The 26,413-nt window shown below is 40.7% G+C and carries 32 protein-coding genes; 11 read left to right on the top strand and 21 right to left on the bottom strand.

Annotated elements, in window-relative coordinates; translation table 11 throughout:
* Positions 1–11: 11 nt before the first annotated feature.
* The 10 genes from nikC to ACXAHI_RS18615 all read right to left on the bottom strand — a co-directional run bounded on the left by nikC (position 12) and on the right by ACXAHI_RS18615 (position 9,764).
* Positions 12–911 carry a nickel transporter permease gene (gene nikC, locus ACXAHI_RS18660; protein WP_474850417.1) on the bottom strand — a complete coding sequence of 300 codons (900 nt, stop codon included), beginning with the start codon at positions 909–911 and terminating at the stop codon, positions 12–14.
* Positions 912–923: 12 nt separating this feature from the next.
* The gene (locus ACXAHI_RS18655) at positions 924–1,928 is read right to left on the bottom strand and encodes an ABC transporter permease (protein WP_474850415.1); all 1,005 of its coding nucleotides are present in this window, start codon (positions 1,926–1,928) and stop codon (positions 924–926) included.
* 96 nt (positions 1,929–2,024) lie between these two features.
* The gene (locus tag ACXAHI_RS18650; protein WP_474814317.1) at positions 2,025–3,644 is read right to left on the bottom strand and encodes an ABC transporter substrate-binding protein; all 1,620 of its coding nucleotides are present in this window, start codon (positions 3,642–3,644) and stop codon (positions 2,025–2,027) included.
* Positions 3,645–3,671: 27 nt separating this feature from the next.
* Positions 3,672–4,652 carry an ABC transporter ATP-binding protein gene (locus ACXAHI_RS18645; protein ID WP_474850412.1) on the bottom strand — a complete coding sequence of 327 codons (981 nt, stop codon included), beginning with the start codon at positions 4,650–4,652 and terminating at the stop codon, positions 3,672–3,674.
* Between the two features lie 14 nt (positions 4,653–4,666).
* Positions 4,667–5,671 (bottom strand): ABC transporter ATP-binding protein, encoded by a 1,005-nt coding sequence (locus ACXAHI_RS18640; protein ID WP_270182627.1) that lies wholly within the window; start codon positions 5,669–5,671, stop codon positions 4,667–4,669.
* 186 nt (positions 5,672–5,857) lie between these two features.
* On the bottom strand, positions 5,858–7,600 hold the full coding sequence (locus ACXAHI_RS18635) for an ABC transporter ATP-binding protein (RefSeq protein ID WP_474850455.1): 1,743 nt from the start codon (positions 7,598–7,600) through the stop codon (positions 5,858–5,860).
* Between the two features lie 98 nt (positions 7,601–7,698).
* The gene (gene ntdP, locus ACXAHI_RS18630; RefSeq protein WP_224885093.1) at positions 7,699–8,226 is read right to left on the bottom strand and encodes a nucleoside tri-diphosphate phosphatase; all 528 of its coding nucleotides are present in this window, start codon (positions 8,224–8,226) and stop codon (positions 7,699–7,701) included.
* A 197-nt stretch (positions 8,227–8,423) separates the two neighbouring features.
* Complete coding sequence (locus tag ACXAHI_RS18625; RefSeq protein WP_474850410.1) at positions 8,424–8,642, bottom strand: hypothetical protein; 219 nt, start codon at positions 8,640–8,642, stop codon at positions 8,424–8,426.
* Positions 8,643–8,739: 97 nt separating this feature from the next.
* Entirely contained in the window at positions 8,740–9,414 is a 675-nt protein-coding gene (locus tag ACXAHI_RS18620; RefSeq protein WP_474850408.1) for an SOS response-associated peptidase, read from the bottom strand.
* A gap of 116 nt (positions 9,415–9,530) precedes the next feature.
* Entirely contained in the window at positions 9,531–9,764 is a 234-nt protein-coding gene (locus tag ACXAHI_RS18615) for a gamma-type small acid-soluble spore protein (RefSeq protein WP_474850406.1), read from the bottom strand.
* 158 nt (positions 9,765–9,922) lie between these two features.
* On the opposite strand from ACXAHI_RS18615, the gene ACXAHI_RS18610 reads away from it, so the two are divergent.
* Positions 9,923–10,117 (top strand): hypothetical protein, encoded by a 195-nt coding sequence (locus ACXAHI_RS18610; RefSeq protein WP_270182632.1) that lies wholly within the window; start codon positions 9,923–9,925, stop codon positions 10,115–10,117.
* Positions 10,118–10,338: 221 nt separating this feature from the next.
* Here the strand turns inward: ACXAHI_RS18610 and ACXAHI_RS18605 are convergent, their stop codons facing one another.
* A complete protein-coding gene (locus tag ACXAHI_RS18605; protein WP_474850404.1) occupies positions 10,339–11,100 on the bottom strand; it encodes an SDR family NAD(P)-dependent oxidoreductase in 762 nt (253 codons plus the stop codon).
* Positions 11,101–12,192: an A/G-specific adenine glycosylase gene (gene mutY / locus ACXAHI_RS18600; protein WP_474850402.1), complete on the bottom strand. Its 1,092-nt coding sequence runs from the start codon at positions 12,190–12,192 to the stop codon at positions 11,101–11,103. It abuts the gene before it with no gap.
* 208 nt (positions 12,193–12,400) lie between these two features.
* Here mutY and ACXAHI_RS18595 point away from each other — a divergent pair, with 208 nt between their 5' ends.
* Positions 12,401–13,381, top strand: a complete 981-nt coding sequence (locus ACXAHI_RS18595; RefSeq protein ID WP_270182635.1) for a metal-dependent hydrolase — start codon at positions 12,401–12,403, stop codon at positions 13,379–13,381.
* A 45-nt stretch (positions 13,382–13,426) separates the two neighbouring features.
* Here ACXAHI_RS18595 and ACXAHI_RS18590 read toward each other — a convergent pair whose 3' ends face one another.
* Positions 13,427–13,696, bottom strand: a complete 270-nt coding sequence (locus tag ACXAHI_RS18590) for a YfhJ family protein (RefSeq protein ID WP_270182636.1) — start codon at positions 13,694–13,696, stop codon at positions 13,427–13,429.
* Between the two features lie 137 nt (positions 13,697–13,833).
* Between ACXAHI_RS18590 and sspK the strand changes: the two genes are divergently transcribed.
* Both sspK and ACXAHI_RS18580 read left to right on the top strand, forming a co-directional pair.
* The gene (sspK, locus tag ACXAHI_RS18585; protein WP_270182637.1) at positions 13,834–13,989 is read left to right on the top strand and encodes a small, acid-soluble spore protein K; all 156 of its coding nucleotides are present in this window, start codon (positions 13,834–13,836) and stop codon (positions 13,987–13,989) included.
* A 28-nt stretch (positions 13,990–14,017) separates the two neighbouring features.
* Positions 14,018–14,176 carry a YpzG family protein gene (locus ACXAHI_RS18580; RefSeq protein ID WP_474850400.1) on the top strand — a complete coding sequence of 53 codons (159 nt, stop codon included), beginning with the start codon at positions 14,018–14,020 and terminating at the stop codon, positions 14,174–14,176.
* Positions 14,177–14,198: 22 nt separating this feature from the next.
* On the opposite strand, the gene ACXAHI_RS18575 is transcribed toward ACXAHI_RS18580, so the two are convergent.
* Positions 14,199–14,519 (bottom strand): YfhH family protein, encoded by a 321-nt coding sequence (locus ACXAHI_RS18575; RefSeq protein ID WP_474850398.1) that lies wholly within the window; start codon positions 14,517–14,519, stop codon positions 14,199–14,201.
* Between the two features lie 98 nt (positions 14,520–14,617).
* Between ACXAHI_RS18575 and ACXAHI_RS18570 the strand changes: the two genes are divergently transcribed.
* Positions 14,618–15,289, top strand: a complete 672-nt coding sequence (locus ACXAHI_RS18570) for an SDR family NAD(P)-dependent oxidoreductase (RefSeq protein WP_474850396.1) — start codon at positions 14,618–14,620, stop codon at positions 15,287–15,289.
* On the opposite strand, the gene recX is transcribed toward ACXAHI_RS18570, so the two are convergent.
* A complete protein-coding gene (recX, locus tag ACXAHI_RS18565; RefSeq protein WP_474850393.1) occupies positions 15,276–16,082 on the bottom strand; it encodes a recombination regulator RecX in 807 nt (268 codons plus the stop codon). The two genes, ACXAHI_RS18570 and recX, sit on opposite strands and share 14 nt — an antisense overlap.
* Before the next feature lie 135 nt (positions 16,083–16,217).
* Here recX and ACXAHI_RS18560 point away from each other — a divergent pair, with 135 nt between their 5' ends.
* The 5 genes from ACXAHI_RS18560 to ACXAHI_RS18540 all read left to right on the top strand — a co-directional run bounded on the left by ACXAHI_RS18560 (position 16,218) and on the right by ACXAHI_RS18540 (position 19,569).
* On the top strand, positions 16,218–17,120 hold the full coding sequence (locus ACXAHI_RS18560) for a TIGR01777 family oxidoreductase (protein WP_270182641.1): 903 nt from the start codon (positions 16,218–16,220) through the stop codon (positions 17,118–17,120).
* A gap of 100 nt (positions 17,121–17,220) precedes the next feature.
* Complete coding sequence (locus ACXAHI_RS18555; RefSeq protein WP_474850453.1) at positions 17,221–18,345, top strand: amidohydrolase; 1,125 nt, start codon at positions 17,221–17,223, stop codon at positions 18,343–18,345.
* Between the two features lie 216 nt (positions 18,346–18,561).
* On the top strand, positions 18,562–19,116 hold the full coding sequence (locus ACXAHI_RS18550; RefSeq protein WP_474850391.1) for a GNAT family N-acetyltransferase: 555 nt from the start codon (positions 18,562–18,564) through the stop codon (positions 19,114–19,116).
* 84 nt (positions 19,117–19,200) lie between these two features.
* Positions 19,201–19,317 carry a YfhE family protein gene (locus ACXAHI_RS18545; protein ID WP_270182643.1) on the top strand — a complete coding sequence of 39 codons (117 nt, stop codon included), beginning with the start codon at positions 19,201–19,203 and terminating at the stop codon, positions 19,315–19,317.
* Positions 19,318–19,401: 84 nt separating this feature from the next.
* Positions 19,402–19,569 (top strand): hypothetical protein, encoded by a 168-nt coding sequence (locus ACXAHI_RS18540; RefSeq protein WP_474850389.1) that lies wholly within the window; start codon positions 19,402–19,404, stop codon positions 19,567–19,569.
* 298 nt (positions 19,570–19,867) lie between these two features.
* On the opposite strand, the gene rlmD is transcribed toward ACXAHI_RS18540, so the two are convergent.
* From rlmD to ACXAHI_RS18515, 5 genes are all read right to left on the bottom strand, one after another.
* A complete protein-coding gene (rlmD, locus tag ACXAHI_RS18535) occupies positions 19,868–21,253 on the bottom strand; it encodes a 23S rRNA (uracil(1939)-C(5))-methyltransferase RlmD (protein ID WP_474850387.1) in 1,386 nt (461 codons plus the stop codon).
* 18 nt (positions 21,254–21,271) lie between these two features.
* A complete protein-coding gene (locus ACXAHI_RS18530) occupies positions 21,272–22,135 on the bottom strand; it encodes a DNA-3-methyladenine glycosylase family protein (protein WP_474850385.1) in 864 nt (287 codons plus the stop codon).
* A 97-nt stretch (positions 22,136–22,232) separates the two neighbouring features.
* A complete protein-coding gene (pdaA, locus tag ACXAHI_RS18525; protein WP_474850383.1) occupies positions 22,233–23,021 on the bottom strand; it encodes a delta-lactam-biosynthetic de-N-acetylase in 789 nt (262 codons plus the stop codon).
* 83 nt (positions 23,022–23,104) lie between these two features.
* Positions 23,105–23,899: a YfkD family protein gene (locus ACXAHI_RS18520; RefSeq protein WP_474833013.1), complete on the bottom strand. Its 795-nt coding sequence runs from the start codon at positions 23,897–23,899 to the stop codon at positions 23,105–23,107.
* 146 nt (positions 23,900–24,045) lie between these two features.
* Positions 24,046–25,395, bottom strand: coding sequence for an MATE family efflux transporter (locus ACXAHI_RS18515; protein WP_474850381.1), 1,350 nt, complete (start codon positions 25,393–25,395; stop codon positions 24,046–24,048).
* A 172-nt stretch (positions 25,396–25,567) separates the two neighbouring features.
* On the opposite strand from ACXAHI_RS18515, the gene ACXAHI_RS18510 reads away from it, so the two are divergent.
* Positions 25,568–25,990, top strand: coding sequence for a pyridoxamine 5'-phosphate oxidase family protein (locus tag ACXAHI_RS18510; RefSeq protein ID WP_474850451.1), 423 nt, complete (start codon positions 25,568–25,570; stop codon positions 25,988–25,990).
* Between the two features lie 28 nt (positions 25,991–26,018).
* Here ACXAHI_RS18510 and ACXAHI_RS18505 read toward each other — a convergent pair whose 3' ends face one another.
* Positions 26,019–26,405, bottom strand: a complete 387-nt coding sequence (locus ACXAHI_RS18505; RefSeq protein WP_270182747.1) for an OsmC family protein — start codon at positions 26,403–26,405, stop codon at positions 26,019–26,021.
* Positions 26,406–26,413 lie beyond the last annotated feature (8 nt).

Genomic DNA, 26,413 nt, shown 5'->3' with positions numbered 1-26,413 from the left:
TTTTTATTTTTTTATTTCTTCATTTTCGGATCGAGTGCATCCCTTAACCCATCTCCTAATAAGTTGAAACCTAGAACGGTCAACATGATTGCGAGACCAGGGAAGAATACGGTCCAAGGTGCTTGGATGATATATTGTCTAGAGTCTGCAAGCATTTTACCCCACTCTGGCTGAGGAGCTTGTGCCCCAAGACCCAAGAAACTTAGTGCCGCCGCTTCGAGGATCGCTGTTGCGATCGCAAGCGTTCCTTGAACGATGATAGGGGCTAACGAGTTGGGAAGTACATGAGAGAAGATGATCCGTGTATCCCTCATCCCTACGGCTCGTGCAGCCATGACATACTCTTCTTGTTTTACACTCAATACTCTTGACCGGACCAACCGTCCAAAGTTCGGGATGTTGATGATTGCGATCGCGATCAAAGCATTTCGAAGTGATGGTCCAAGTACTGCTACTACAGCGATTGCTAGTAGAATACTAGGGAATGCAAGCATAATATCGAAAATACGGGAAATGATCGTATCGACCCAGCGGCCATAATAGCCAGCGATCATTCCTAGTAAACTTCCAATTGCAGCTGAACCTAGTACAGCAAAGAACCCTACCCATAATGAGATCCTTGCTCCGTATATAATACGTGATAAGATATCTCTTCCGAAGTCATCGGTTCCGAACCAGTGACTCGCTGAAGGCGATTGTAAACGCTCAGATAACTTTTGTTCATTGATACCTTCCGGAGCAATCACTCCGGCAAAAATGGCAAGAAGAATGAAGAAGAGAACAATACACATGCCGACCATTGCCAGCTTATTTCTCCTGAACCCTTTCCAGGCTTCGCGCCATGGTGAGATTACTTCTTCGTCTGGTTGTTTTGGTACATTTGTTTGCTTCTGCGGAGCAATTTCAGCCATCTTGAAGCCCCCTTAGTTGTATTTGATTCGAGGATCAATTGCAGCATAGAGCAGATCGACAATTAAGTTGATGAATACGAAAATAACAGCGACAACAAGGATACCTGATTGAATTACAGGATAATCTCTAAAGTTGATCGCATCGTAAATATACCTTCCGATTCCCGGCCAACCGAAGATCGTTTCTGTTAGGATAGCGCCCCCTAGTAGAAGCCCCATCTGTAGACCGATTACCGTTAAAACAGGAATAAATGCGTTTTTCAAAGAGTGTTTGTATACTACCCAGAACATTCTCGTTCCTTTAGCACGTGCAGTACGAACAAAATCAGAGCGCATGACTTCAAGCATACTCGACCTTGTCATTCGTGCGATGATTGCCATCGGAATCGTTCCGAGTGCAATCCCTGGTAAGATCAAATGTTTCACTACTTCTCCGAATTGATCCATACGACCTTGGATTAGGGTATCGACAAGATAGAGATGGGTGATCGCATCGACCGGATTTCTTACATTTTCTCGACCAGTAGACGGAAGCCAGCCTAATTCAAGAGAAAATGCCCACTGTTCCATTAGTCCAAGCCAGAAAACTGGCATCGAAACACCGACTAGAGCAAGTACCATCGCCGTATAGTCAAACCAGGAGTTTTGAAACCATGCACTGATGATTCCAGCATTTACTCCTATGAAAATCGCAATGACCATGGCTACAAGAGATAGCTCAAGCGTAGCTGCAAGGTATGGCCAAATTTCACCACTAATATCTGAACTTGTGCGTAGTGATGTTCCAAGATCTCCAGTAAACAAACCTTTAATGTAGTCAACATATTGTATGTACCATGGCTGATCGAGCCCTAATCGTTTGGTGAGACTTTCGATCGCTTCCTCTGTAGCCTGTTGACCAAGTATGACTTGCGCAGGGTCTCCAGGAATAGCTCTTATCATAAAAAACACGATCAACGTCATTCCAAATAGAACAGGTATAAGCATTAACAGCCGTCTAATTGTATATGCAAGCATATACTCACCTCTTCTTCCTTATGTACGATTCATGATTGCATCTCCGTCTTTAACCGAATAGTAAGGGGGAGTGCTCCACTCCCCCCTGTTTTTCATTTATTGTTCAACAGTAACTTTCGTCAACGTATCAGATCCAGTCGGATGTGGAGAGAAACCTTTTACTCTCTCAGAACCACCAAGTGCTGGTTTAGAGTGAACAAGAGGGATCCACGGTGCATCTTCATGGATGATTTCTTGAGCTTTCTTATAAAGCTCTTCACGCTTCGCTTCGTCAGGAGTAGACTGCGCTTCGATCAAGAGGTCATGAAGCTCATCGTTAGAGTAGTACGTGTAGTTGTTGCTTCCAATATTGTCTTTGTCTAGTAGAACGTAAAGGAAGTTATCAGCATCACCATTATCACCAGTCCAACCAAGTAGGAAGCTGTCAGCTTCACCATTACGAGCTTTTTCTAGGTAAGTTGCCCACTCATAAGATTTGATTTCAGCGTTAACACCGATTTCAGCAAAACTGCTTTGAATAACTTCAGCTACTTTTTGACCATCTGGCATATATGGACGAGGTACAGGCATTGCCCATAGCTCCATATCGAATCCATCTTCGTAACCAGCTTCTTTTAGAAGTGCTTTCGCTTTATCCAGGTCATACTCATAAGGTTCGATATCATCGTTATACCCACTGATTACAGGTGGCATTGGGTTTTTAGCAGGCTCTGCTTGTCCAGCATAGAAAGCATCGATGATCGCTTGCTTATCCACTGCATGATTCAAAGCTTGACGTACTTTCTTGTTATTTAGAGGTTCACGATTAGATGTTAGTCCTAAGTATCCAACGTTCATAGAAGGACGGAAGAACGTTTGAAGGTTTTCATCATCTTCAACTTGTTGTACGTCAGAAGGATTTAATCCATCCATCAAATCGATTTCTCCAGCCATCAATGCATTCAATCTAGCAGAGTTATCTGGAATCGCTCTGAAAATAACGCGCTCAAGTTTTGGATAACCATCCATCCAGTAATCTTCGTTTTTCGTTACAACGATCTTGTCATTACGGCTCCACTGATCAAATACGAAAGGACCAGTACCTACAGGGTTTTCACCAAACTTATCACCATGCTTTTCAACAGCATCAGGACTTGCAATTGCGAATGGAGACATCGCTAGGTTCTTCAAGAATGGAGCTTGAGGTCTTTTCAATTTAATTTCAACTGTTTTCTCATCTGTTGCAGTTACGCTTTCGATTACGTGACCTTCATCACCTTTAAATCCACCAAACATCGATTTATAGTAATAAAAAGATTCTTCACTACCATTCATCCAGCGGTCGAAGTTAAACACAACAGCATCAGCGTTGAAGTCAGTACCATCGTGGAACTTGACGCCTTCACGAAGCATTAGTGTATATGTTTTACCATCTTCAGAAACTTCCCAGTCTTCAGCTAGACCAGGGTTTACCTCTGTATCTTGTTCACCATAAGTAAGCAACGTATCAAAGATATTCTTTGTTACTTTGAATGACTCACCATCTGTTACGGCTGCTGGGTCTAGTGCAACAGAGTCACCGCCACGTCCGAAGATTAGCGTTCCTCCATCAGCAGATTCGCCACCGTCGGAGTCTCCCCCACCGTTGCCGTTGGTTTCATTAGATCCGCCACAGCCGGCTAATCCAATAGAAAGCAACATCACAAAAACTAATGATAAAATGTACTTTTTCTTCATCGTTTTCCCCCTAGATTATGAATTTATTTATACCTGGTCTTCTTCATAAAGATGGCACGCAGTGTAATGCCCCTGTTCGATTTCCCTGAATTCCGGAACGACTGTGCTACACACATCCATTGCTTTTGGACATCGTGTATGGAATGGACATCCCGAAGGTGGTTTCGCTGGACTTGGCACATCGCCACTTAAAATGACGCGATCCTTTCCATATTCAGGGTCAGGTACTGGCACCGCTGAAAGAAGAGCCTGAGTATACGGATGTTTTGGTTCTAGATAAAGCTTTTCACTATCAGCCATTTCGACTACTCGACCTAAGTACATCACTCCAACCCTGTCACTGATGTGACGTACTACCCCAAGGTCATGTGCGATAAATAAATATGTTAGACCAAGCTCTTTTTGTAAATCTTCGAGGAGATTTAACACCTGAGCTTGAATGGATACATCGAGTGCAGATACTGGCTCATCCGCAATAATTAGCTTTGGATTAACCGCGAGTGCACGCGCGATTCCAATCCGCTGCCTCTGCCCTCCACTAAATTGGTGAGGATACCTTCTCGCATGATACGGGCTCAGCCCTACGATATCTAACAATTCCTTCACACGCTTTTTACGTTCAGTCTTATTTCCAAGTCCGTGAACGATAAGCGGTTCTTCAATGATCTTCTCAACGGTGTGCCGCGGGTTAAGTGAAGCGAATGGATCTTGGAAAACCATCTGAATATCTTTACGAAGGTTTCTCATCTTCCTCTTGTTCAGAGAAAGAATGTTCTCGCCATTAAAGATAACTTCTCCTTCGCTCGGTTCTAGAAGCCTCATAAGCATTCTTCCAGTTGTTGATTTCCCGCAACCACTTTCACCAACAAGGCCAAATGTTTCTCCCTTATGTAGCTTGAACGATACACCGTCTACGGCTTTTACTGTACCAACCTGCTGTTTAAGTACGCCGCCTTCTATCGGGAAATGCTTCTTAAGCTGTTTTACTTCGAGCAATGCTTCTTGCAAATTAGGTGCCCCCCTTAGCTTTCTACCCTCTCTAACAAGGTTGCTTTCTCTTTGTCTTCATGAAGCCAGCATCTTGCCATCTGACCATTACCCGCATCGATTAACTCCGGTGTAACCTCTGTACATTTGTCAAAAGCAAACTTACAACGAGGGGCAAAATGACACCCTGTTTTAATTGAGCCTGGCTTCGGTACGTTACCTGGAATCGAATATAACCTCTCTTTTCGAGTTCGAACGTCAGGAACCGATTCGATCAGACCGATTGTATACGGGTGTTTTGGAGATTCAAAAATCTCTTTCGTTGTACCCTGTTCGACGATTTTCCCTGAGTACATAACTACGATGCGATCGCACATCTCTGCAACAACCCCAAGGTCGTGCGTAATCATGATGATCGAAGTATCCGTATCATCGTTTAGCTTTTTCATCAGTTCAAGTATTTGTGCTTGAATCGTTACATCGAGTGCTGTTGTCGGTTCATCAGCAATAAGTACATCAGGTTCACAAGCCATCGCCATCGCAATCATCACCCGCTGCCTCATACCGCCTGATAACTGATGAGGATACTCGTTCATCAGTTCTTCAGCTCTAGGCAGACCTACTAGCTTCAGAAACTTAATAGCGTGAGCCCAAGAATCCTTTTTGTTCCACTTCTTATGTATTCGAATTCCTTCTACGAGCTGATTCCCGATCTTGAAAACCGGATTAAGAGATGTCATCGGTTCTTGGAAGATCATGCCGATTTCATTCCCTCGAATCTTTCTCATTTCTTTTTCAGATTTTGATAGGAGATTCTCGCCCTTATACGAAATTTCACCACCTACGACTTTTCCAGGTGCTGAAATAAGCTGCATGATGGATAGGGACGTAACACTCTTTCCAGATCCAGACTCTCCTACTATTCCTAACACTTCACCTTTGTTGACATGAAAATCAACTGAATCTACTGCAGGAATTTCACCATCATCGGTAAAAAAGTGAGTTTCTAACCCGCTGACTTTTAACACTGGTTGTTCCACTCTCTCACCCCTTTCAACCAATTCTGAATTTTTTAATTAAACTAAAATCTGTTTATAATTATTACATTAAATCGAAAACTTGGCAATGAGAGATAAAAAATTTTCTGTCATCTTTTGACGCTTTTACGCAAACATGTGCAAATAAACACAAAAAAGCACCCGATTTGGGTGCTTTTGTTGTTAATATCACAAGTTTTGAACTTGGAATAACTGATGATAGGAACCTTTCAATTCCATCAATTCACTATGGTTTCCAATTTCTGATATATTTCCGTTTTCAATAACGACGATGCGATCAGCATGCGTGATCGTAGCTAAACGGTGCGCCACGATGAAGGTTGTCCGATCTTTCGCAAGATCTCCTAACGCTTCTTGTATAAGGTGTTCACTTTCTAAGTCGAGTGCAGAAGTTGCTTCATCTAAAATCAGAATAGCTGGGTTCTTCAAGAATACTCTTGCAATAGCAACCCGTTGCTTCTGTCCACCAGAAAGCTTAACCCCTCGTTCACCAACAGGTGTATCATAGCCTTGAGGAAGATCTTTAATAAATTCATGAGCATTCGCTGCTTTAGCAGCAGCAATAACTTCTTCTTCCGTTGCATCTGGATTCCCCATCTTTATGTTCATACGGACTGATTCACTGAAGAGTATATTATCCTGTAGAACCATACCGATATTATTTCTAACACTTCTTGCATGATAGTCACGAATATCAGTTCCATCGATTTCGATTTTACCGCCCGTCACATCGTAGAAACGCGGAATCAAACTGACAAGAGAAGACTTCCCTCCACCGCTCATGCCGACAAGGGCGATGGTTTCACCAGCTCGGACATGAAGATCGATCCCTTTTAAAACCGGAAGATCTTCATCGTTATATTTGAAGTAGACATCACTATAATTCACATCGCCTCGAACATTTTTCAACTCTCGAGCATCTTCACGGTCTACGATATCGTACTTTTCATCCACAAACTCAAAGACTCGGTCCATGGAAGCGATTGACTGAGTGAGTGTTGTAGAAGAGTTAACCAAACGCCTAAGAGGGTTATACAACCGATCCATATAGGTTACAAATGCTACCATCTCACCAATTTTTAGGTCCCCAGAAATAACGAGGTATGCTGAAAATGCAATAACGATGAGTGGCGCCACATCTGTGATCGTATTAACGGTCGCAAACGTTTTAGCGTTCCATTTCGTATGATCGATTGCACGAGAAAGGAAATTTGTATTTCTCTTATCAAACTGTTTTTGCTCATAATCTTCAAGAGCAAAACTTCTTATAACCGGCATTCCCTGTACACGTTCATGAAGATGACCCTGAACTTCAGCAAGAGCCTGAGACCGGTTCTTCGTTAAATCGCGTAATCGTTTATAAAAGTATTTAACTGCAAAACCATACAATGGTAAAAGAATAATTGCTGCAACCGTTAACCATACGTTCATGAATGACAAGATTACAATAATGATCACGATTGTGATCATATCTAGCCATACATTCATAAGCCCGGTAATCACGAACGTTTTCGTTTGCTCAACGTCATGAATCACTCTCGAAATAATCTCTCCAGCTTTATTGTTCGAGTAGAACTTTAAACTGAGCTGCTGAATATGAGAGAAAAGCTTATCTCGAATATCATAGAGGATTTTACTTCCGATCCATTGTGCAAAATACTGCCTGAAGTATTCTACTGGTGGTCTTACAATTACAAATAGAAAGAATGCCCCTCCCATTAACCACAGCAACTGTTCATATTTCGCACTACTCGTCATACCATCTGCATTGATGATATCGTCGATCACATACTTCAGAATCAACGGAAGCAAAAGTGGTATTCCAAACTTCAATATCCCTATACCGATCGTAATTCCAATCTGCTTTCGGTATGGTCTAACAAATCGCATATATCTCTTGATACTGCCCAGATGACATCACCCTTTGTTTCATTACCTCTTGCATCTTTGTGCTAACAGGTTCATTTCTATCATGCAAAAACCTGTTGAAAATGATTCAACAGGTTTTCTCACCTATATTGTAAAAATTGTTCATACCATTGATCGACAAAACCTGGTGCGAACGGTCCTTTTCGTTGATGGATCCAATTCATCAGTTCTTTAACGTTTTCCTTAACGATATGGTCGATTGCATCTGGATAATTCATTTCTTTCTTATGAGCTTCATACTCATCTTCATCTAAAAGTTTATAAGTCATATCGGGATATATTTTAATATCAAGATCGTAATCAATATACTTTAGTGCTTCCTCATCGTACGTAAACGGTGTACCAAGGTTGCAATAATAGTAAATTCCGTCAGTTCTCAACATGCCGATAACGTTGAACCAGTGATTAGCACTAAAATAACAAATGGCTGGCTCACGAGTTCTCCACTGTCTACCGTCTGATTCAGTGACGAGAATACGATCGTTTCCCCCGATGATTTCTTTCGATGACCCTTTAAGTACGATACTCTCTTCCCATGTTCTGTGTAGAGTACCACGGTGTTTATAGCTTTGAATTTGAATTCTCGTTCCGGTCGTTGGGAAACTCATCTCCTTCTCCTTTCTAAGAAATTCCGGAAAACGATGAATGCCTCACGTAAGGCAGACTCACAGCATCCTTCTTTCCTTCCGATCACTACAAAGTTTATCAATCGTCTCTTCCTATTAATTCCCCTCTATTATAACGCTTAACATCCGAAAGTTAAAACAAAAGCGCCATTCGAATGAATGGCACTCCATGTAGTCCATTAAACTGACGTCTTTTCAAACGTAGAGATCACTTCGGTAATCAAATTATTAAAGTCTTCTTCCATCCTCAATAGCTCTTGTTTCTGTTTTACTAACGCTCCCTGCTCTAACGTGGATACAGATAACATCTCTTCCTTTGATTGTATTTCCTTCTTCGTATGAATCATCTTGTCGGCAAGTTGAAGCTGTAATTGAATAAGCTCATCGAATCGATCCATTCAATTTCTCCTTCCCATTCATACTGTCTACGAAAAAGAATTCAATAGGAAAAAGAAATTTCCTCTCTCAAGATGTGTTGAGATATAGGAACTTTTGTCATATTTCTTCTATTGGAAGAACGCATGTCTCATCTTCATTCTTAGGTGAATTAACACGGGTGGAAACTTCGTAAGCATTCATTTTGTCAGCAGGATACGATACCATCATATCTTCTAGGATGGTGTAATCTTCAATAGATGGATCTAGCCAGTTATGCTCTTGCTCTTTTGGTAATATAACCGGCATTCTGTTATGTATTTCTTTCATCATGTCGTTTGCCTCAGTGGTCAAGATCGTGCATGTGTAGATCGATTTTTCTCCTTCTTTCCACTGTTCCCATAATCCAGCCATTGCAAACGGTTCACCTTTGTTTACTTGTATTCTCATCGGTATTTTTCGATCTTTATCCTTTTTCCATTCGTAAAACCCATCTGACAATATGATGCACCTGCGTTTTTTCAATGCATGTTTAAAACTTGCCTTTTCAGCTGCTGTTTCACTACGTGCATTGATCAACTTATTGGCAATCGATGCATCTTTAGCCCAAAAGGGAATTAATCCCCACCTAAGCGTACCTAATCGGTTTTCACCATTCGCTCGAATGATGGTCGGCACCTGTTGTGAAGGTGCTATATTATAGCGAACAGAATAATCATCAATTGTAATTTGATCGATATGAAATCGTTCGATCAAAGCATCTAACTCTGCTGTAAGCGAAAAGCGTCCACACATAACCATTCCCTCCCTAATGACATTTTCTTCGTTGAATGCCCTTATTCCTTCGTTCGATAAAATTATATTAAAATAATGAAACGGGGCTGACATGGTCAGCCCCGTTAGGGAAGCAATTATTGTTGTTGCTGGTTTGGTTTTTGAGCAGGCTGAGCTTGACGAGCTTTTGCTTGCTGTTGAGCTTGCTGCTGAGCTTGTTGCTGAGCTTGCTGAGCTCCCATTTCTTGACCAAATTCAGCACCATACTGTTGCTGATTAGCTTGACCAGCAGAACCATTGCTCTGTTGGTTTTGTTGTTTCACGTGTTGAATGCTTGTACCAGCTTGTGTTTGTCCTGGTTTCTTTGCCATGGCTTATCACCTCCCACAAACAATAGAATATCCAGATATAAAATAGATATGTACGTAATGAAATAAATTTTTTAGGATAGTTTTCCATTGTTTCCACCCCCTTTTTTGATAGCATTTTCTCACCTGTTGCAAACTAAATAACGAAAGGGGGTTCATCGATGGATCATAAGCGAGATATGACTGAACTATCCATGATGCCTAAAAGTGACTGGGAGAATGGTGAGCTTGCCTTTTTTCATCACAGCTTGCAACAGATTGCTCCTTATCTAAATAGTGAAGGCGTAGCCATCCATAGGGAGATCATCAAAGAAATCGAACATCGTGGAGGTTTGTCTTTTGGGGGAAAGAGATAAGTTTAACTAACAAGTTGTTGGTTTTGGCGCGCACAATATCGTAGGAGTTTAAATACCGCTTGCTTTCCTGCGGACGAACGCCCGAGTCTCCTCCAGGACAAACAACGTCCAATCAGGGGGCTTGGTCGCCCGTTCTACCGCGGGAGTCAAGCGGTAACGATCCTTATTTAAGGGATCCAATACATTAACTTCCTGTATTCTTATACAGGGAGTTTTTTTGTCTAAAAGTTTGACCGAGATTGACCACCGTCAACGTTTAAGGTAGCTCCAGAGATCCAAGATGCTCTTTCTGATGCTAGGAACACTACAGCGTCAGCAACTTCTTCTGGTGTCCCAAATCGTCCGCCTGGTATTTCACGATCAACAAAAGCATTGATTTTCTCAGGGTTCTCATCTAGCCTCTTCTGCCAGTTTCCTGTCGGATGAAGAATAGCCCCTGGCGCAACGCCATTCACACGAACTCCTGAACGAATCACTTCATCTGCCATCGCTTTGGTAAAGCTGATCAACGCAGCCTTCGCGTTATTGTAGGTCGGTTTCCCACCAGACTCTCTACCGAATATGGAAGAAATATTGACGATTGAACCGTAACCCTTCTTCTGCATTTCTTTTGCTGCAAGTTGACTTAAGTGAACAGCTGAATAAAAATTTAGGTCCATCGCTTTATGGAACTGATTAACATCCGTTTCCATTATCGTTGTTCCGCTACTGCCTCCCGCATTATTAACGAGGATATCGATCGATCCAAACTCTAATAAAAACGAATCGATAAGGTGCACGCGTTTATGATCATCAGTAATATCAGCTTCAAAAATCGCGATGTTATTATTTAGTTCAGCTTTTGTTTCCTCAAGTTCTTCACGGTTCCTCGCACAAATGCCTACATTTGCGCCCTCCTGATAAAATGCAGAAGCGATTGCCTTTCCGATTCCTTTTGAACCTCCTGTTATTAAAACATTACGCCCTTTTAAATTTAATTCCATTTAGCTATCTCCTTTCACGATTTGTTTAACAATCTTCTGATGTGCAACTGGAAATGCAAATTGTTCAAGTTCATTTTCATTTACAAAACGAACGGTTCCATTTTCGTTAATTCCATCAACTTCGCCTTTATAAACTGTTAAATACCATTTGATATGACTGAATACGTGGGTGAACGTTGTCAATTCATCTTGAATAGCAGCAGTTTCACCATACTCGTCACGTACATGCGCGATTAATTGTTCTTCTTTTAACCCGCCCTCTGTAAGCTCAACATTTACAAATTCCCATAGTCCACCTAACAATCCATCTTCTGGACGCTTCCTAATCAAGTACCTCCCACTTGAATCTTGAAGAACTGCTACCGCTATCGGTACTGGTCTAGGCGCTTTTTTCTTTGATTTGATCGGAAGCTCTTCTTGAGAACTTTCATGGAATGCTCTGCAGTGAGATTGGACTGGACAAAGTAAGCAAGAAGGCGATTTAGGTGTACATATGATTGCTCCTAATTCCATTAAGCCCTGGTTAAATGAAGAAGGGTCTTCTTTTGAGATAATTTCTCTGATAACTTCTTCAAAAATTTTTCTTGTTGAAGGTTTTGCAATATCTTCCCAGATGCCTATAATTCTTGAAATCACCCTCATTACGTTGCCGTCTACAGCAGGTTCAGGAACACCATATGCTATGCTTAAGATCGCTCCTGCAGTATAAGGTCCAACACCTTTGAGCTTTGAAATTTGGCTAGGTGTATTTGGAACCACACCGCCATATGTTTCTGCGACTTCTTTTACCGCCGCTTGTAAATTCCTTGCTCGTGAATAATAACCAAGGCCTTCCCATGCTTTTAAAACCTCTTCTTGCGGAGCATTCGCGAGGTCTTCAACAGTAGGAAATTTCTCTAGAAAATGATGAAAATACGGGATGACAGTGTCTACCCTTGTTTGCTGTAACATTATTTCAGAAACCCATACGCGATAAGGGTCTTTATTTTCTCTCCATGGCAGTATCCGTTGTTCATTTCTGAACCAATCGATTAAATCATTTTGAAATTGTTCTTCTTCAAATGAGTGTAGAAGTTCCTTTACATTCGTCATTGTTCAACTCTCCGATACTTTAATTGCTTTGTTCTTCCTCTTCGCTTAATTAATACATATAATATCGTACCTTATCATTTCCAAACAGCATTTAACTTTTCACACAAACGATTATTGGGTATAACTAAACTATAGACTATATAAAACCAAAGCTTTTCTTTTAAAAAATAAGACACAAACGTTTTTTACTAAGGAGGATCTTTACCATATGGATACTGGGACACATGTGGTCATGGGATTGGGGCTAGGAGCTCTCGCAACACTAGATCCAGCAGTAGCTCAAGATCCCATCACCGCTCAGAGCGTTCTTATCGGAGCGCTGATAGGATCTCAGGCCCCAGACTTTGATACCGTGCTCAAGTTAAAAAACAATGCTGTATACATTAGACACCATAGAGGCATAACACATTCGATTCCAGCCGTCTTACTTTGGCCAATTCTGATAAGCAGTGGCATCATGCTGTTTTACCCAGAAACAAATTGGCTTCACCTTTGGCTTTGGACGTTTTTAGCAGTGTTTATTCATGTGTTTGTAGATATCTTTAATGCTTATGGTACACAAGCGTTAAGACCCTTCTCCAACCGATGGGTAGCTCTTGGTGTGATCAACATCTTTGACCCGTTCATCTTTCTAAGTCATATAGCTGGACTTGTACTATGGTATATAGGTGCAAACCCTGGTTATACATTCTTAACCATTTACGGTATATTAGTGCTCTATTATTTATGGAGAATATACGAACAGCGTAAGCTGATCAACGCTGTTAAAGAACGTATACCAGATGCAGTTGAGGTCATCGTATCACCTACGATCAGGTGGAGCAGGTGGCACATTGCCATTAAATCTGAAACCCAATTCTTTGTAGCGAGGGGTGAAGGCACTACGATTCATATTCAAGATGAATTCGACCGTGTTCCTGTGCCTGAAACACCAGTTCTAGAAACTGCAAAAGAAGACCCTAACCTGAGCGCATTCCTTTCGTTCTCTCCTGTTTATAGATGGGAGATTGAAGAAACAGAAGAGGGATATGAAGTGAGGTTCATCGACCTTCGATACCGCAGCAAAGGTCACTATCCATTCGTTGCAGTCGTACAAATGGAAGATCAGTTAGAAATCAAAAGCTCATATACAGGCTGGGTGTATAGTGAAGACACGCTTAGAAAGAAGTTGGACCCTGCAATTGATTAATTCCATATGAAAACCGGCTGATACGTCAGCCGGTTTCTTTATTGTTTAATGCTTGATGCTTCGATCGTCATCAAAGTATCCTTTATATTTAGGGTTATTTTCCATAAAATCGTGTAAAACTGGCCCGTAATAATCGATCCATTGTTGAACGATCTTTTCTGTAACGTCAACGCCTTTATACTCTCTTCCAGCCTTTGCTCTAGACGATTCGAAATCTTCCCAAAGTAGTTCAACCATCGTTCTTGCCTGACCATATGACAACTGGTCATTTTTTTCAAGTAAGTTATGAGCAAGCCTTTCAAATAAATCTTCCATAAGGCATCCTCCTTTCATGTTGTCTTCCAACGGTTTCCGTTCATTCTGTATCTTTTCTTCACATAACGCCTGTTAGCTAATCACATACTAACATTGTGCCTGTTTAGACAAAAACTGTCGAAAAGGGAGGCGATGAAATGCGTAAGAAGGTCTCTAAATATCCAGATCTTAAATTCTCAGGCGAACCTCGCGCGAAGGAAGAATTTTCTTCAAAACGCGCGGACGGAACGACAAACACGCAACCTCAGGAACGCATGAAAGCTTCTAACCAAACTAACAATCGACATGGTTAATTCTCACATACGATAGGAGGCGCAAACAATGGGTAAAGACAATCGTGATAGGCTTCACCCGAAGTATAAAGATTCATTTCAATCACCCAGTGCTAATCCGAAGCATGCTCACCACCAGGTGAATGGAGAAACTCAGCAGGCATATAATGATATCGTTTTGCAGATTCAAACCCGCAAACGTTCTTAAAAAAGCTTAAGCAAGAGCAGCGTTATTGCTGCTCTTTCTCAATTAACATTGAAATCGGAAATGCTTCTATAGTTTCGCTTCCTTTACGAAAACCCCATGCGAACGTTCCGTTCATGTAATCGATAACGAACGAGGATCCTGGGTCACCTTCTAGTTCATATGTTTTTCCGGGAGTAAAATCGTCCGGGTTTAATAAATAAGACTTCGCAAGAGCGATTCTTCGTTCATGTACGGCAAACTCATTAACCATTCCCATTTGCTCAGCTCTTCTAGCTTTCTCACTAAGCTGTGCGATTGCAGTTCGTAATTCTTCTTTATTCATTTCACTGAACCGTTTATCCATGACAACCTCCATAAAACTGTTCCTAATGTCTTCAGTATAGTTCATTTCACAAGGTATGACAAAAATATGCTACGCTTTCAAAATAGGAGGTATGTAATATGAAAAGTATCGTAATCACTGGTGGAGGATCAGGTCTCGGAGCAGAGCTTGCTAAAAGGTGGGCAAGTTTAGATAAGCACGTGATTTTGGTTGGTCGCACGAAAGAAAAACTTGAAACTGTTTGCACAGATATCCAAGAACAGGGTGGATCTTGTTCATTATATACGTGTGACATTTCAAACTACGCAGACGCTAAAGAACTGTATACGAAAATCACCAATGATGGTCATACCATCGAGATGCTTGTAAACAATGCTGGGGCAGGAGCATTTGGCTCCCTAGAGGACATAGAAGAAGAAGCGATACATAGCGTCATCGACACGAATGTAAAAGGGTCCATTTTTCTAACTAAACTCTTTCTTCCTGTTTTAAAACAAACAGAAGGACGAATCATGAACATTATTTCAACAGCAGGCTTAAAAGGGAAAAAACATGAAACGGTTTATGTGGCATCCAAATATGCGATAAGAGGATTTACTGAGAGTCTCTGGAAGGAACTAGAGGGAACCGGGGTAAGTGCAACTGCAGTGTACATGGGAGGTATGGATACTCCGTTCTGGCACTCCACAGACCACATTAAAGATACTTCCAGATTGAAATCCCCAGCAGAAAAAGCAAAGCAAATTATTGATCAAGATGAAGGACAACAAGAAATTTTTATTGATCGATAAATTCATCTAAGTAGTGATTGATCAATGAAAATGGAAAGCCTTTACGGTATAAAAATTGTTTCATTTTATATTTGTACTCTTTACTATCCAATTTTGAGAAACGGCGTTCGGCTTTTTGTGCTTGAAGGAGGAGTGCTTCCCACTCCTCTTCATGATTTTTATGATCGATTTCGTTCATGACTTCTTGAATGATTTCTCTTTCAAAACCTTTACCTGTAAGCGCCTGTCCAAGCTTTTGTTTCAGTTCAGTCGATGAAACGTTTTTAAGCTTCTTTATTTTTTTCTCAGCAAACTCTTCGGCACGTTCCAATTGACGTTCATATGGATATTCTTCAAGAGCTTTTTCAATCGTATCTTGTGAAACGCCTTTTTGAATCAACTCTTGCTGGATGATAAAGGGTCCCTTCCCCCCTGCGTTCACTTTCGTTCTAACAAAAGCGCGTGCAAATTCAAGATCATTCACATATCCGTAGCGCTTTAATTTACTGATGATGGAAGAGAAAGCTGCCTCCTCGATTTCTTTCGCTTGGAGATGGTCTATAATTTCTTTCTCAGAACGCATCCGATAAGATAAATAATGAAGGGCCAAGTTGAAACCTATTTTTATGTGATCTTCAAACTGTATCTCAGCTAGAGTTTTCTGATCTAGTTCGATTCCTTTTCTAATACCGAACCGAATCAACACATCCTGATCCACACCGAACCCAAATTCTTCTCCATTCCCTTTATCTAGAAAGATCGAAAACCGTTCACTGTTGTTCTTTTGTGTTGTGATACGTGTAATTTTAACCAATACGCTCACCTCTCTCATCACATTGTATCATTTTCAAAAAAATAGTATGAACCTAGAGCATTGGATTAAAGGATTCTCTTTACGGGTAAAGAAATTATTACTATAAGAAATGGATTAACTAGGAGGAACCACGTTATGAACATAGCGATTGCTGGTGGTACTGGTTTCGTTGGGAATGCTCTCACTGAGTCATTCGTTAATGATGGACACCACGTCTACATCTTAACTCGAAACCCAAACAACAAACCTGCCCAAACAGGTGTAACGTATGTTAAATGGCTTAAAGATGATGCAGAACCAGAGAAAGATCTACAGAATCTAAATGCCATAATCAACCTTGCCGGAGAATCGATTAATAGCGGCCGATGGACGGAAGACAAGAAAGAAAGAATATTGAACAGCCGTATCTCCGCAACTCGAGAGATCGTTTCGATTATAGAAAAACTTGACCATAAGCCCCGTGTACTCGTAAATGCATCTGCCACAGGATTCTATGGCTCTTCTCTCGACAAGTCCTTTACGGAGAATGACACGAACCCGGGCTCTGATTTTCTTGCTGATGTGACATATAAATGGGAAAAAGAAGCGATGCGTGCCCAAAATTACGGTGTACGCACAGTGCTGACTAGATTTGGGCTCATCTTAGGTGAAGAAGGCGCACTCCCTCTCATGGTACTGCCATATAAATTCTATATGGGTGGCAAGCTCGGAGATGGAAGACAGTGGTATTCTTGGGTTCATATCAAAGACGTGGTCGGTATGATACGATTTGCTGTCGATCATGATTCTGTTCAAGGACCACTGAACGTAACAGCACCAGAACCAAAACGAATGAACGAATTTGGTAGAACGCTAGCAGAAGTACTGAATAAACCTCACTGGATTCCTGTTCCTGAAGCACCCGTGCAGCTCGCTCTTGGAGAAAAAAGCGGGGTCGTTTTGAAGGGTCAATGCGTATTGCCTCAAAAAGCCAAGGAACTCGGCTATCCTTTCCGATATTTAAAACTTAAAGATGCTCTTGAGAATCTGCTGGCTTAATTCCAGCAGATTTTTTTCAAACTCGTATTAATTCATGTTTTTCATACCTATAATATAGTAGCTACTCTTTCTTTGTACCTAACTTGAAATAAGGTGATAAATCATGACAATTTTAATTAAGAATGCCCGTGTATATCCTATAAGCAGCGCGGTTTTAGATCAAGCAGATGTTCTAGTACGTGACGGCTTGATCGAGAGAGTCGCCACTTCAATTGAAGAAAAACCTGACATGACGGTCGTAGATGGAAGTGGAGCACACCTTCTTCCCGGATTGATCGATGCACATACGCATGTAGGTTTATATGATGAGGGAACAGGTTGGGCAGGTAACGATGCCAACGAAACAGTAGAAGCACTCACCCCACATGTTCGTGCCCTAGATGGGGTCAATCCTCTAGATCTTGCCTTCAAGGACGCCATTTCTTTTGGAGTAACTTCTGTACAAGTAATGCCAGGTAGTTCGAATATTATCGGAGGCACCACAACAGTCTTAAAGACATATGGAAAGAATGTTGAGAAAATGATCGTTAGAAAAACAGCAGGATTAAAGGTTGCATTAGGCGAAAACCCCAAAAGAGTTCATAGTCAATCAAACAACGAGTCCATTACAAGAATGGGAATTACCGGACTATTACGTGAAGCATTTTATAACGCCAGCAAATCTCAGCCGTCAGAGCACCCGAGAGTAGCTCCAATCATCGCAGCGTTAAAAAGAGAGATACCCGTCCGTATTCACGCTCACCGAGCAGATGATATCTTAACAGCATTACGTTTTGCAAGAGAATTTAATTTAGATGTTCGAATCGAGCATTGCACAGAAGGACATCTAATCGCAGACGAACTTAGCGGACAAAACCTCCGGGTAACTGTTGGACCATCGATGACGAGACGTTCTAAGATCGAACTCAAAAACAAGACTTGGGCCACTTATGGTATTCTGAATAACCACGGTATTGAAGTTTCGATCACAACCGATCATCCGTATGTTCCGATTCAATACCTGAATATATGTGCGGCCCTTGCAGTAAGAGAAGGTTTAAGTGAAGAAAAAGCACTAGAGGGAATTACGTTGAATCCTGCAAAGAGCCTAGGCGTAGAGGATCGTATCGGTAGTATCGAAGAAGGGAAGGATGCTGATTTAGTCTTATGGTCCCATCACCCATTCCACTTTGAAGCACGTCCACATTGGACCATGATAAATGGAAAAATTATTCATAGAAATTAGTGATATTTACAGTATCATTTTCTTAACAAATCGAGTATGATACTTTTGAAGCTAAAATAAACTAAATACAACTTCATAATTTGAAATGGGAAGGCAATTGGTGCGCCACCAGCAAAGTGACTGGTCCTAGTGGGTTCGATTCCCACCCCGAATAATAATTCAACATACTATTATTCGAGGGTGGGGTGAAATCTGCCCTCGACAGGAGGGAAACTCATGATTAAAAATCGTGACCTGTCGGAATGTCATGTTCTCTTTGACTTGATGGTTGACCCAGCTGTCTTCCCATTCGTACGTCATAAAGCAAATTCTTATGAAGAATACATGTTTTTAACAAAACAAACGATAGAAGCTGAAGAACAAGGCGAACTCATCTCAAGAACAATCCTTGATGAATGGGGAGCACCGATTGGTACCATTAATTTGTTCGATATTCAAAATCAAGCAGGCTTTCTAGGAACATGGATTGGAACGCCTTATCATGGAAAAGGCTATAATCAAATCGCAAAAGACGCGTTTTTTAGAGAACTTTTTTACGAAAAGCAAATTCAAACCATTTTTCTTCGAATAAATCGAGACAATGTTCGCTCGCAGAAAGCTGCTGAAAAAATTCCTTACGTTGAACTGGCTAACGAGAAATGGCCAGGTGTCTATCAACAAATCAACAGTGGTGAAAAATCGTATCACCTTTATGAGATCGAAAGAGATAATTATCTACTGCATACAATGCGTGATCGTACAGAAACAATTGAAGTACAGTTAGAAGCTTAGTTCCTTTTTAGGAACTTTTTTTGTTTTAGATCCTTTTTCACATGGCAATGCTAATACCATCCTAAAGAAAAGGGTGATGTGAGCTTGGATAAGAAAAAAGGAAGAGAAAACAAAGAATCAAAAATGTCTCTTACAAAAACACAAGATGTATTGTTTGGAAAAGCATTTAAAAGAGCAGACCGAGCTGGTCAAAAGCCGTAATCGATGAATAAGTTTCACTGTTTTAAACCATTATAATGAGTGGAGAAACCCTTCTCCAAACTTACTAACAGGAGCTGATTTCAAATGGCAAAACGTCCAAACAAAGAAAACAAGCAACAGCGTCAAGCTCAAAACAACCCTGCACAAGCTCAAAACCATGATGCAGAATTCGCTAACGAATTCGCTGCTGATCAAAAAGCAGCTGAAAGAGCTAGACAAGCTAACCAACGCGAAAAAAGAGACCAGCAGTAATTGATAAAAGGGACCTCAACAGGTCCCTTTTCTCTTTGTGGAAACAACTTATCAACAGGTTGTTAACAATGTGTATAAGTTCCACCATCATCTAGTGTGCTCAATAAAATTTATAAACAATTTACATTGTGGATGAACACTTGTTCATCTGTGGATAATGTGCATAAATATGTGTATAACGCATGAAACAACCTTTTATCATGTGCATAACTCTGTGGAAAGTGTTGATTACTCGTTAAACGTATCTTAAGCAAAATGAAAACGATTCCGCTAAAAAAGGGGAATCGTTTCACTAAACTTATTTCTTACTTTTTTCGAAAACTGCGACAACTTCGACGTGCGCGGTATGTGGAAACATATCGACAGGTTGCAACGTGCCTACTTCATATCCCCTCTTACGAAGGAAATCGGCATTTTTAGCTAATGTGGATGGATTACAAGACACATAAACGATTCGTTCAGGTTTTGCTTTTACCATTGTGGATAACAGTTTATCGTCACAGCCAGTACGAGGCGGATCGACAACGATCACATCTGGCTTGAATCCACCCTTGATCCATCTTGGTACAAGATCTTCTGCTTTGCCTACATCGTACTTCATTTTATTCGCAAAGCCATGTTTCTTCGCATTCTCCGTTGCATCATCAATCGATTCTTTGATGACGTCCATCCCTCTTACTTCCTTTGCTTCATCCACAAGCCACAAACCGATCGTGCCTACACCACAATATGCATCGATGACATTTTCACGTCCTGACAGCTTTGCTGCTTTCTTTACTTCATCATACAATTTCACGGTTTGAATGGGATTTAATTGAAAGAATGCTCGTGCAGATAGTTCAAAGTTTAAATCACCTAATGATTCCTGTATCACTTCTTCTCCATCAAGAAGATTTGTATCATCACCAAAAATAAGAGACGTCTTCTTCCCGTTCACATTTTGCATGATCGAGACAATGTCTGGCAGTCTCTTTTTGATTTCCTTAACGAGTAAGGACTGTCTTGGGATCTTTTCTTCAGACGTAACGAGAACAAGCTGGACTTGTCCTGTTTGGAATCCTACCCTTGTTACAATCGTCCGTACAAGACCTTTTTTGCCATTATAGATGGAGATATTTAGATCTTCTAAAACCTTCACAACTTGTTTCGTTACACGATTCGTTTCAGGGTGCTGGACAAGGCAGTTCGTTAATTCAACTAGCTCATGGGACCCAGCGCCATAGAGGCCAGCGATGACTTTCCCTTTTTGTTTTCTAACTTGAAGCTGACTTTTATTTCTGTAGTTCCATGGATCTTCCATCCCGATGACAGGTTTAACAGTTATTTTTGAGTTGTTCTTCGAATAGCGCTCAAACGCTTGAACAACAACGTCTCTCTTCTCTTTCAATTGACCGCTATAACTTAAATGCTGAAGCTGGCATCCGCCACATTCTTCATAAACGGGACAAGGAGCCGCTACTCGCTCAGGAGACTTTTTCCTTAAGCGCTTGATTCTTGCCTCAGCACGATTAGGAAAAACGCGTGTGATTTCAGCAGTAATCTCTTCATTCGGAAGAGCACCGGGAACAAATACCACCGTTCGCTTAAAAAAGCCAACTCCTTCTCCATTAATGCCTAATCGTTTTATTGTAAGAGGAACCGTTTGCCCTTTTGTAAGAGCTGTCCCTTCTGTTTTATTCTTCAATCGAACCTCTCCTTATATCTATCCGCTCAAACTCTCCCATAAGTACATCGAGACATAGCTCGAGTATGGGGACCATCTCTTATTATACTCATAAAGCTCTTCTTTTGAAGGCTTTGTATCAAGATCAAACAGCTTCTTCATGGCATTCTGGATACCGACATCACCAGCTGGTAGGACATCCTTTCTCCCTAGTCCAAATAAAAGGACGCATTCGATTGTCCACGGACCAACACCCCTTAAAGGCAATAATTCTTCATAGACTTCTTGGTTCGTAAGTTCATTCAACTTATGGAGATCTAGGCTTCCATCTTGAATGCTCTTTGCGATACCGATCAGATATTCGGCTTTTCTATTACTGAACTGGAGCTCTCGCAATTCTTCTACTCGAAGTTCACTAACAACATCAGGAGTAGGATAAAACCAAGCCCCATCTTTTTGTTCTCCATATTTTGTTACAAACCGATAGGTGAGCGTGTATGCAAATTTCATATTTAACTGTTGATGAACAATATTTTTCATTAAGGCACTGTAAGCATCTGGCTCACAAATGATCGGCATCCCTACATATTTTTCTACAAGACCTTGTAGTTCGGTGCCTTTAAAATGCCTCTTAATTCCTTCTGTGTCCATGTTCAAATCCAACATCTCTGATACTTTTCTAAGTGCTACTGGTTTATACTCCTCTATTTCCCCACTAACATGAAAGAAAGGATCGTGTTCATCTCCAACAGCTTTTATCGTGAGTACCTCTTTTGTTCGATCGATTGTAATTGGCACCTTAATCTCATTCGAATTAATCGCTTGAAGCGGATCCATGCGTAGTCGACCGAACAACCGATCAATAGCATATGGAGCTTCAGGACGTACGACTTCTGACCACATGAAATTCCCCCAGTCTTTTATTAGGTTCATTATCGCAGACAAAAGGAATCAATACCACCTACCAAGATAAAACAAAAAAGCTACCCTACTGGCAGCTTTATGGTGCTAATAAGCTAGGAAGTGTGCGTTTGAACACTAATTCATCCAAGCTCTTAAAGGTATAGCCTTCTTTCTTAAGGTCTTTAATCACACTCTCTAACGCTTCTGCATTGTCTTTTGAAACAGAATGCAGGAGAAGAATCGCTCCAGGGTGTACTTGCTTCATGATTGAATCATACGCATATTGACTACCCTTTTGCCTGTTTGTTTCCCAGTCTTTATAAGCAAGTGACCAGAATACATTAATGTAACCTTCGTCTTGAGAGATGGCGAGTGACCTTTCGCTAAAAACACCACGTGGTGGTCTTAAATAAAGCATCGTTTTATCTCCGGTGATGCGCGTGTATTCTTCCTTCACTCGTTTCAGTTCTTTCTTTACTCGTTCATCAGAGATCTTCGTCATGTCTGGATGATTCCATGAGTGATTACCAACAATGTGCCCTTCTTTTACCATTCGCTTGATAAGATCTGGTTGATCTTCTAAATAGTATCCTGTTACGAAAAAAGCAGCAGGAACTTTTTCTTTCTTCAACACATCCAGCACTTGAATGGTATAGCCATTCTCATACCCATTATCAAATGTAACGTAAAGCTCTTTCTTGTCTGTATCCCCAATAAAGTATCCTCCATACTTTTTCAGCATCTGTTCGAACTCAGGTTCAGTTGTTGCTGAAGCATGGTCTTTACTTTTCTTAAAGTACCAGTCATGTGATTGATTATCGATTGCTGATGCTTCTGAAGAAATGAAGACAAACACAAGTGCTAATATAGTCGCAATAGTTTTCATGTTACCCTCCTTTTTGTGCGCTTTTCTATAGTTTGCTTGGACATCAAAATTCTATTCTGTAAAAAAACCAGCATTTCTGCTGGTTATTTTTGCGTATTAAACTCAAAGCTTAAATAATCTTGAACCGGAATCCATGCGCCGATCCCTTGCTGCGTTACGTTCCTTACCTCAATGCCTTTCTCACTGCCTTTTAGTACAAGGTACACTTCTCCATACGTTACTTTTCCTTTTTCGTTTACAGCAGGCACATAGCTCGAGAGCGTACCGTAATGGAGAGGAGCTATGTTATAAACGTTTGTTTTTCTTGTCCCTTTTCCAATGATGGTTTGAAAAGCGAGAGAAAGCTTTGTTTTTTCTGATGCCTTCATGAGCATCATTTTCTTAACATCATCACTTGAAGGAATTGAAGCTGTTAATCCTCCACTCACACTCTTTTCCTCTTCTTGACGATACGACATCTTAGCAGTGCCTTTTCCACCTCTATTGTCGTAGCGGTTAACGTTGGCTTGCTTGTACTGCCAATTAACATTTGTTTCTTGTGAATCATACATTAGAGGCCATTTCCCTAAATAAATACTTGCACGATACCCGATCGCGACTTTGGACGGAGAGATATGTGAATCATTTAGAATTTGAATAAGCTGAGGGTTCTCGATTTTGATATCAGTGGAATCAATTAACTCTCTTGTTAGCTCACTCGGTTGAAGTGTTGGTTGATCTTGTGTCGGATTAGGATAAGTGTTTTCTTTAGAGATATTCACTACCGAATCCGGTATTTGAATCGCATGTTTTTTAGAAACTTGTGTCGCTTCCTTCGCCATCGTATTCATAGGTAAGATGACTGTAAGAAGGATAATCATAAGAGCTATTTTCTTCATTTCTAGATTCTCCTTTTATCTGTATCTTTTTATACAGCAGACTCTTATGAGTATTTTTTTCAAGTTGTTGTCCTTTTATCCAACATCACATAAATCTTCTACACCTTCCACTACCAAAAAAAGCCGCCGATGCTCGGCAGCTTACGTTACTTATCAACTTCCTGTTCAAAAATCTCAATATCTCTCCACTTTCCGTACTTATAATACCCAATGGCAAAGATGCTCGATAAAACGAAGCTAATTCCGATGCCATAAGCGATCCCTTCTTCTCCAAGCCAATCAGATAATAAGTATGTTAACGGTACTCTTAAAATCCAGAACGATATAATATTTAACACCAAAACTTGGACCATCGCACCTGCAGCTTTTACTACGCCATTCAAAACGAAATTAATACCTAGAAACGGGTAAAAGAACGCAATCGTTTTTAAATATGTCGTTCCGAATGCGATCGTTTCTGCATCATTAATAAAGAGTGAGACAAGCGTTTCTGCACTAAAGAAGATGATAGCACTAATCGTAAACGAGACACTTAGAATAAGGATGATACCATTTCTTGCTATTTCAGAAACACGGTCCCACATACCTGAACCAATGTTCTGACCAGCCATACTGTTAACGGCTGCTCCAAGCGTAAAGGCAGGAAGCATGATTACCCTGTCTAATCTTTGTGCTGCTCCAAACCCAGCTACAACTTGAGTACCGAAACTTGCAACGATTGCCATTATGGCGGTGACTCCCGCTGAGATCGTCATCATTTGAAGACCTGCAGGAACACCAAGCTTCGTGATTCGCTTCGTCTCTTTACCATCAGGCCAATGCGGCACTGTAAAAGGCACTTTGGATTTCCAAACTGAATAGATCACACCATAAAGGAATGCTGCTCCTTGAGCAATGATGGTTGCATATGCAGCACCTTCGATCCCCCAGTCAAAATAATAAATAAACAAAGGGTCTAATCCCGCGTTTAAAATGACAGCAGCAAGTACAAATCGAATTGGCGTCTTACTATCTCCTAATGCTCGAAGCACTGTCCCAATAAAATTGTATCCAAATAAAAAAAGTATCCCTAAGAAGTTGATACGCAAATACAGCTTCGTCGTCTCAAATATATCCTCAGGAGTTCCTAAGAATGTTAATATCGCGTCTGTAAATATAAAACCAATGATTCCAAACGTCACAGATAACACTGTGAGAACAACTACAAAAGCATTTAATGATTCGATTAACCCTTCGTCGTCACCTGATCCTTTTCTTTGAGATAACACAGTAAGCGTTGCACTGTTAACACCGATAATAAAAGATAAAACGGTAAAGATTACAGGAGCTGCGAGTGAGATTGCTCCAAGCGCATCTGAACCGAGTAAATTCCCAACCCAGAGACTATCAATAAATTGGTAGGATGTTTGTAGCATGTTGGTAAAAAATATGGGGAGCGAGAAAAAAATCATCTGTTTCGTGATGTTCCCCTGAGTAAAATCATAGGTGTTATTCATTTTTATTACCTTCTTTGATTTGAATTAAGTCTCTTTATGGTATACCCCTGGAGCGTCTTTGAAAAACAGAATGGCACACTTTGCAAATAATGGCATATTATCTTGTTTTAGAATTGCTCAATAAAGGAAGATTAAGATTAGCGTTGATATTGAAAGGAGAATGATGATGACGATGACTCAAACAGAATTGAAGGACAAAGTGTTAGAAGTTCTAGAATCTCACCATGTAGGCACACTCAGTACGATAAAGGATAACAAACCGCACTCTCGCTTCATGACATTCTTTAATGACGATCTTACATTGATGACTCCAACAAGCAAAGAAACACATAAAGTAGAAGATATTGAAGAAAACCACAATGTGCATGTATTACTTGGATATGACGGTGAAGGTTGGCACGACCGTTATGTAGAAATTCAAGGAACCGTTAAGATCGATGACTCAAAAGAAACAAAGGAAAAAATCTGGGGAGATACGCTAAAAAGATGGTTCGATTCTCCCGAAGACCCGAACTACATCGTGTTAAAAATTACTCCAGAAACCATTCGTCTCATGAATGAAGGAGAAAATACGCCAGAGACGCTAGAGCTATAACAATAAAAGTGACACCAGGAACCTGGTGTCACTTCTTAATTTCAAATGTCTCTTCAAGCTCGATACTATCGATTACGGATTGAGCCATCGAACAATGTTTTTTCGTTAATTCAAGAGCTTTTTCAACCTTTTGCTCATCAAGATCTCCTTCTAAAGTGAAATGAAGGTGAATCTTCTCTACTCGGTTCGCTTTTTCTTCATTACGCGTAACATCAGCACTGATGTGGATATCTTCATATTTCATGCGCTTTTTATCTAAGATTTGACGAAGCACTCCACCACTACATACTGCGATCGAAGAAACGAGAAGTTGATATGGTCTAAAACCGGACTGCTCATCACCAGAAATATGTAATGTTCCGTATTCGAAGTCCGCTGTAAAACCAGTCTCCTCTTTTTTCATATTGAATTCCATTTTTCCAC

It is taken from the genome of Anaerobacillus sp. ABD4_527 (genome assembly GCF_056160805.1).
The sequence above is the reverse complement of the archived record's forward strand: the minus strand, read 5'-3'. Positions and strand labels throughout refer to the sequence as shown.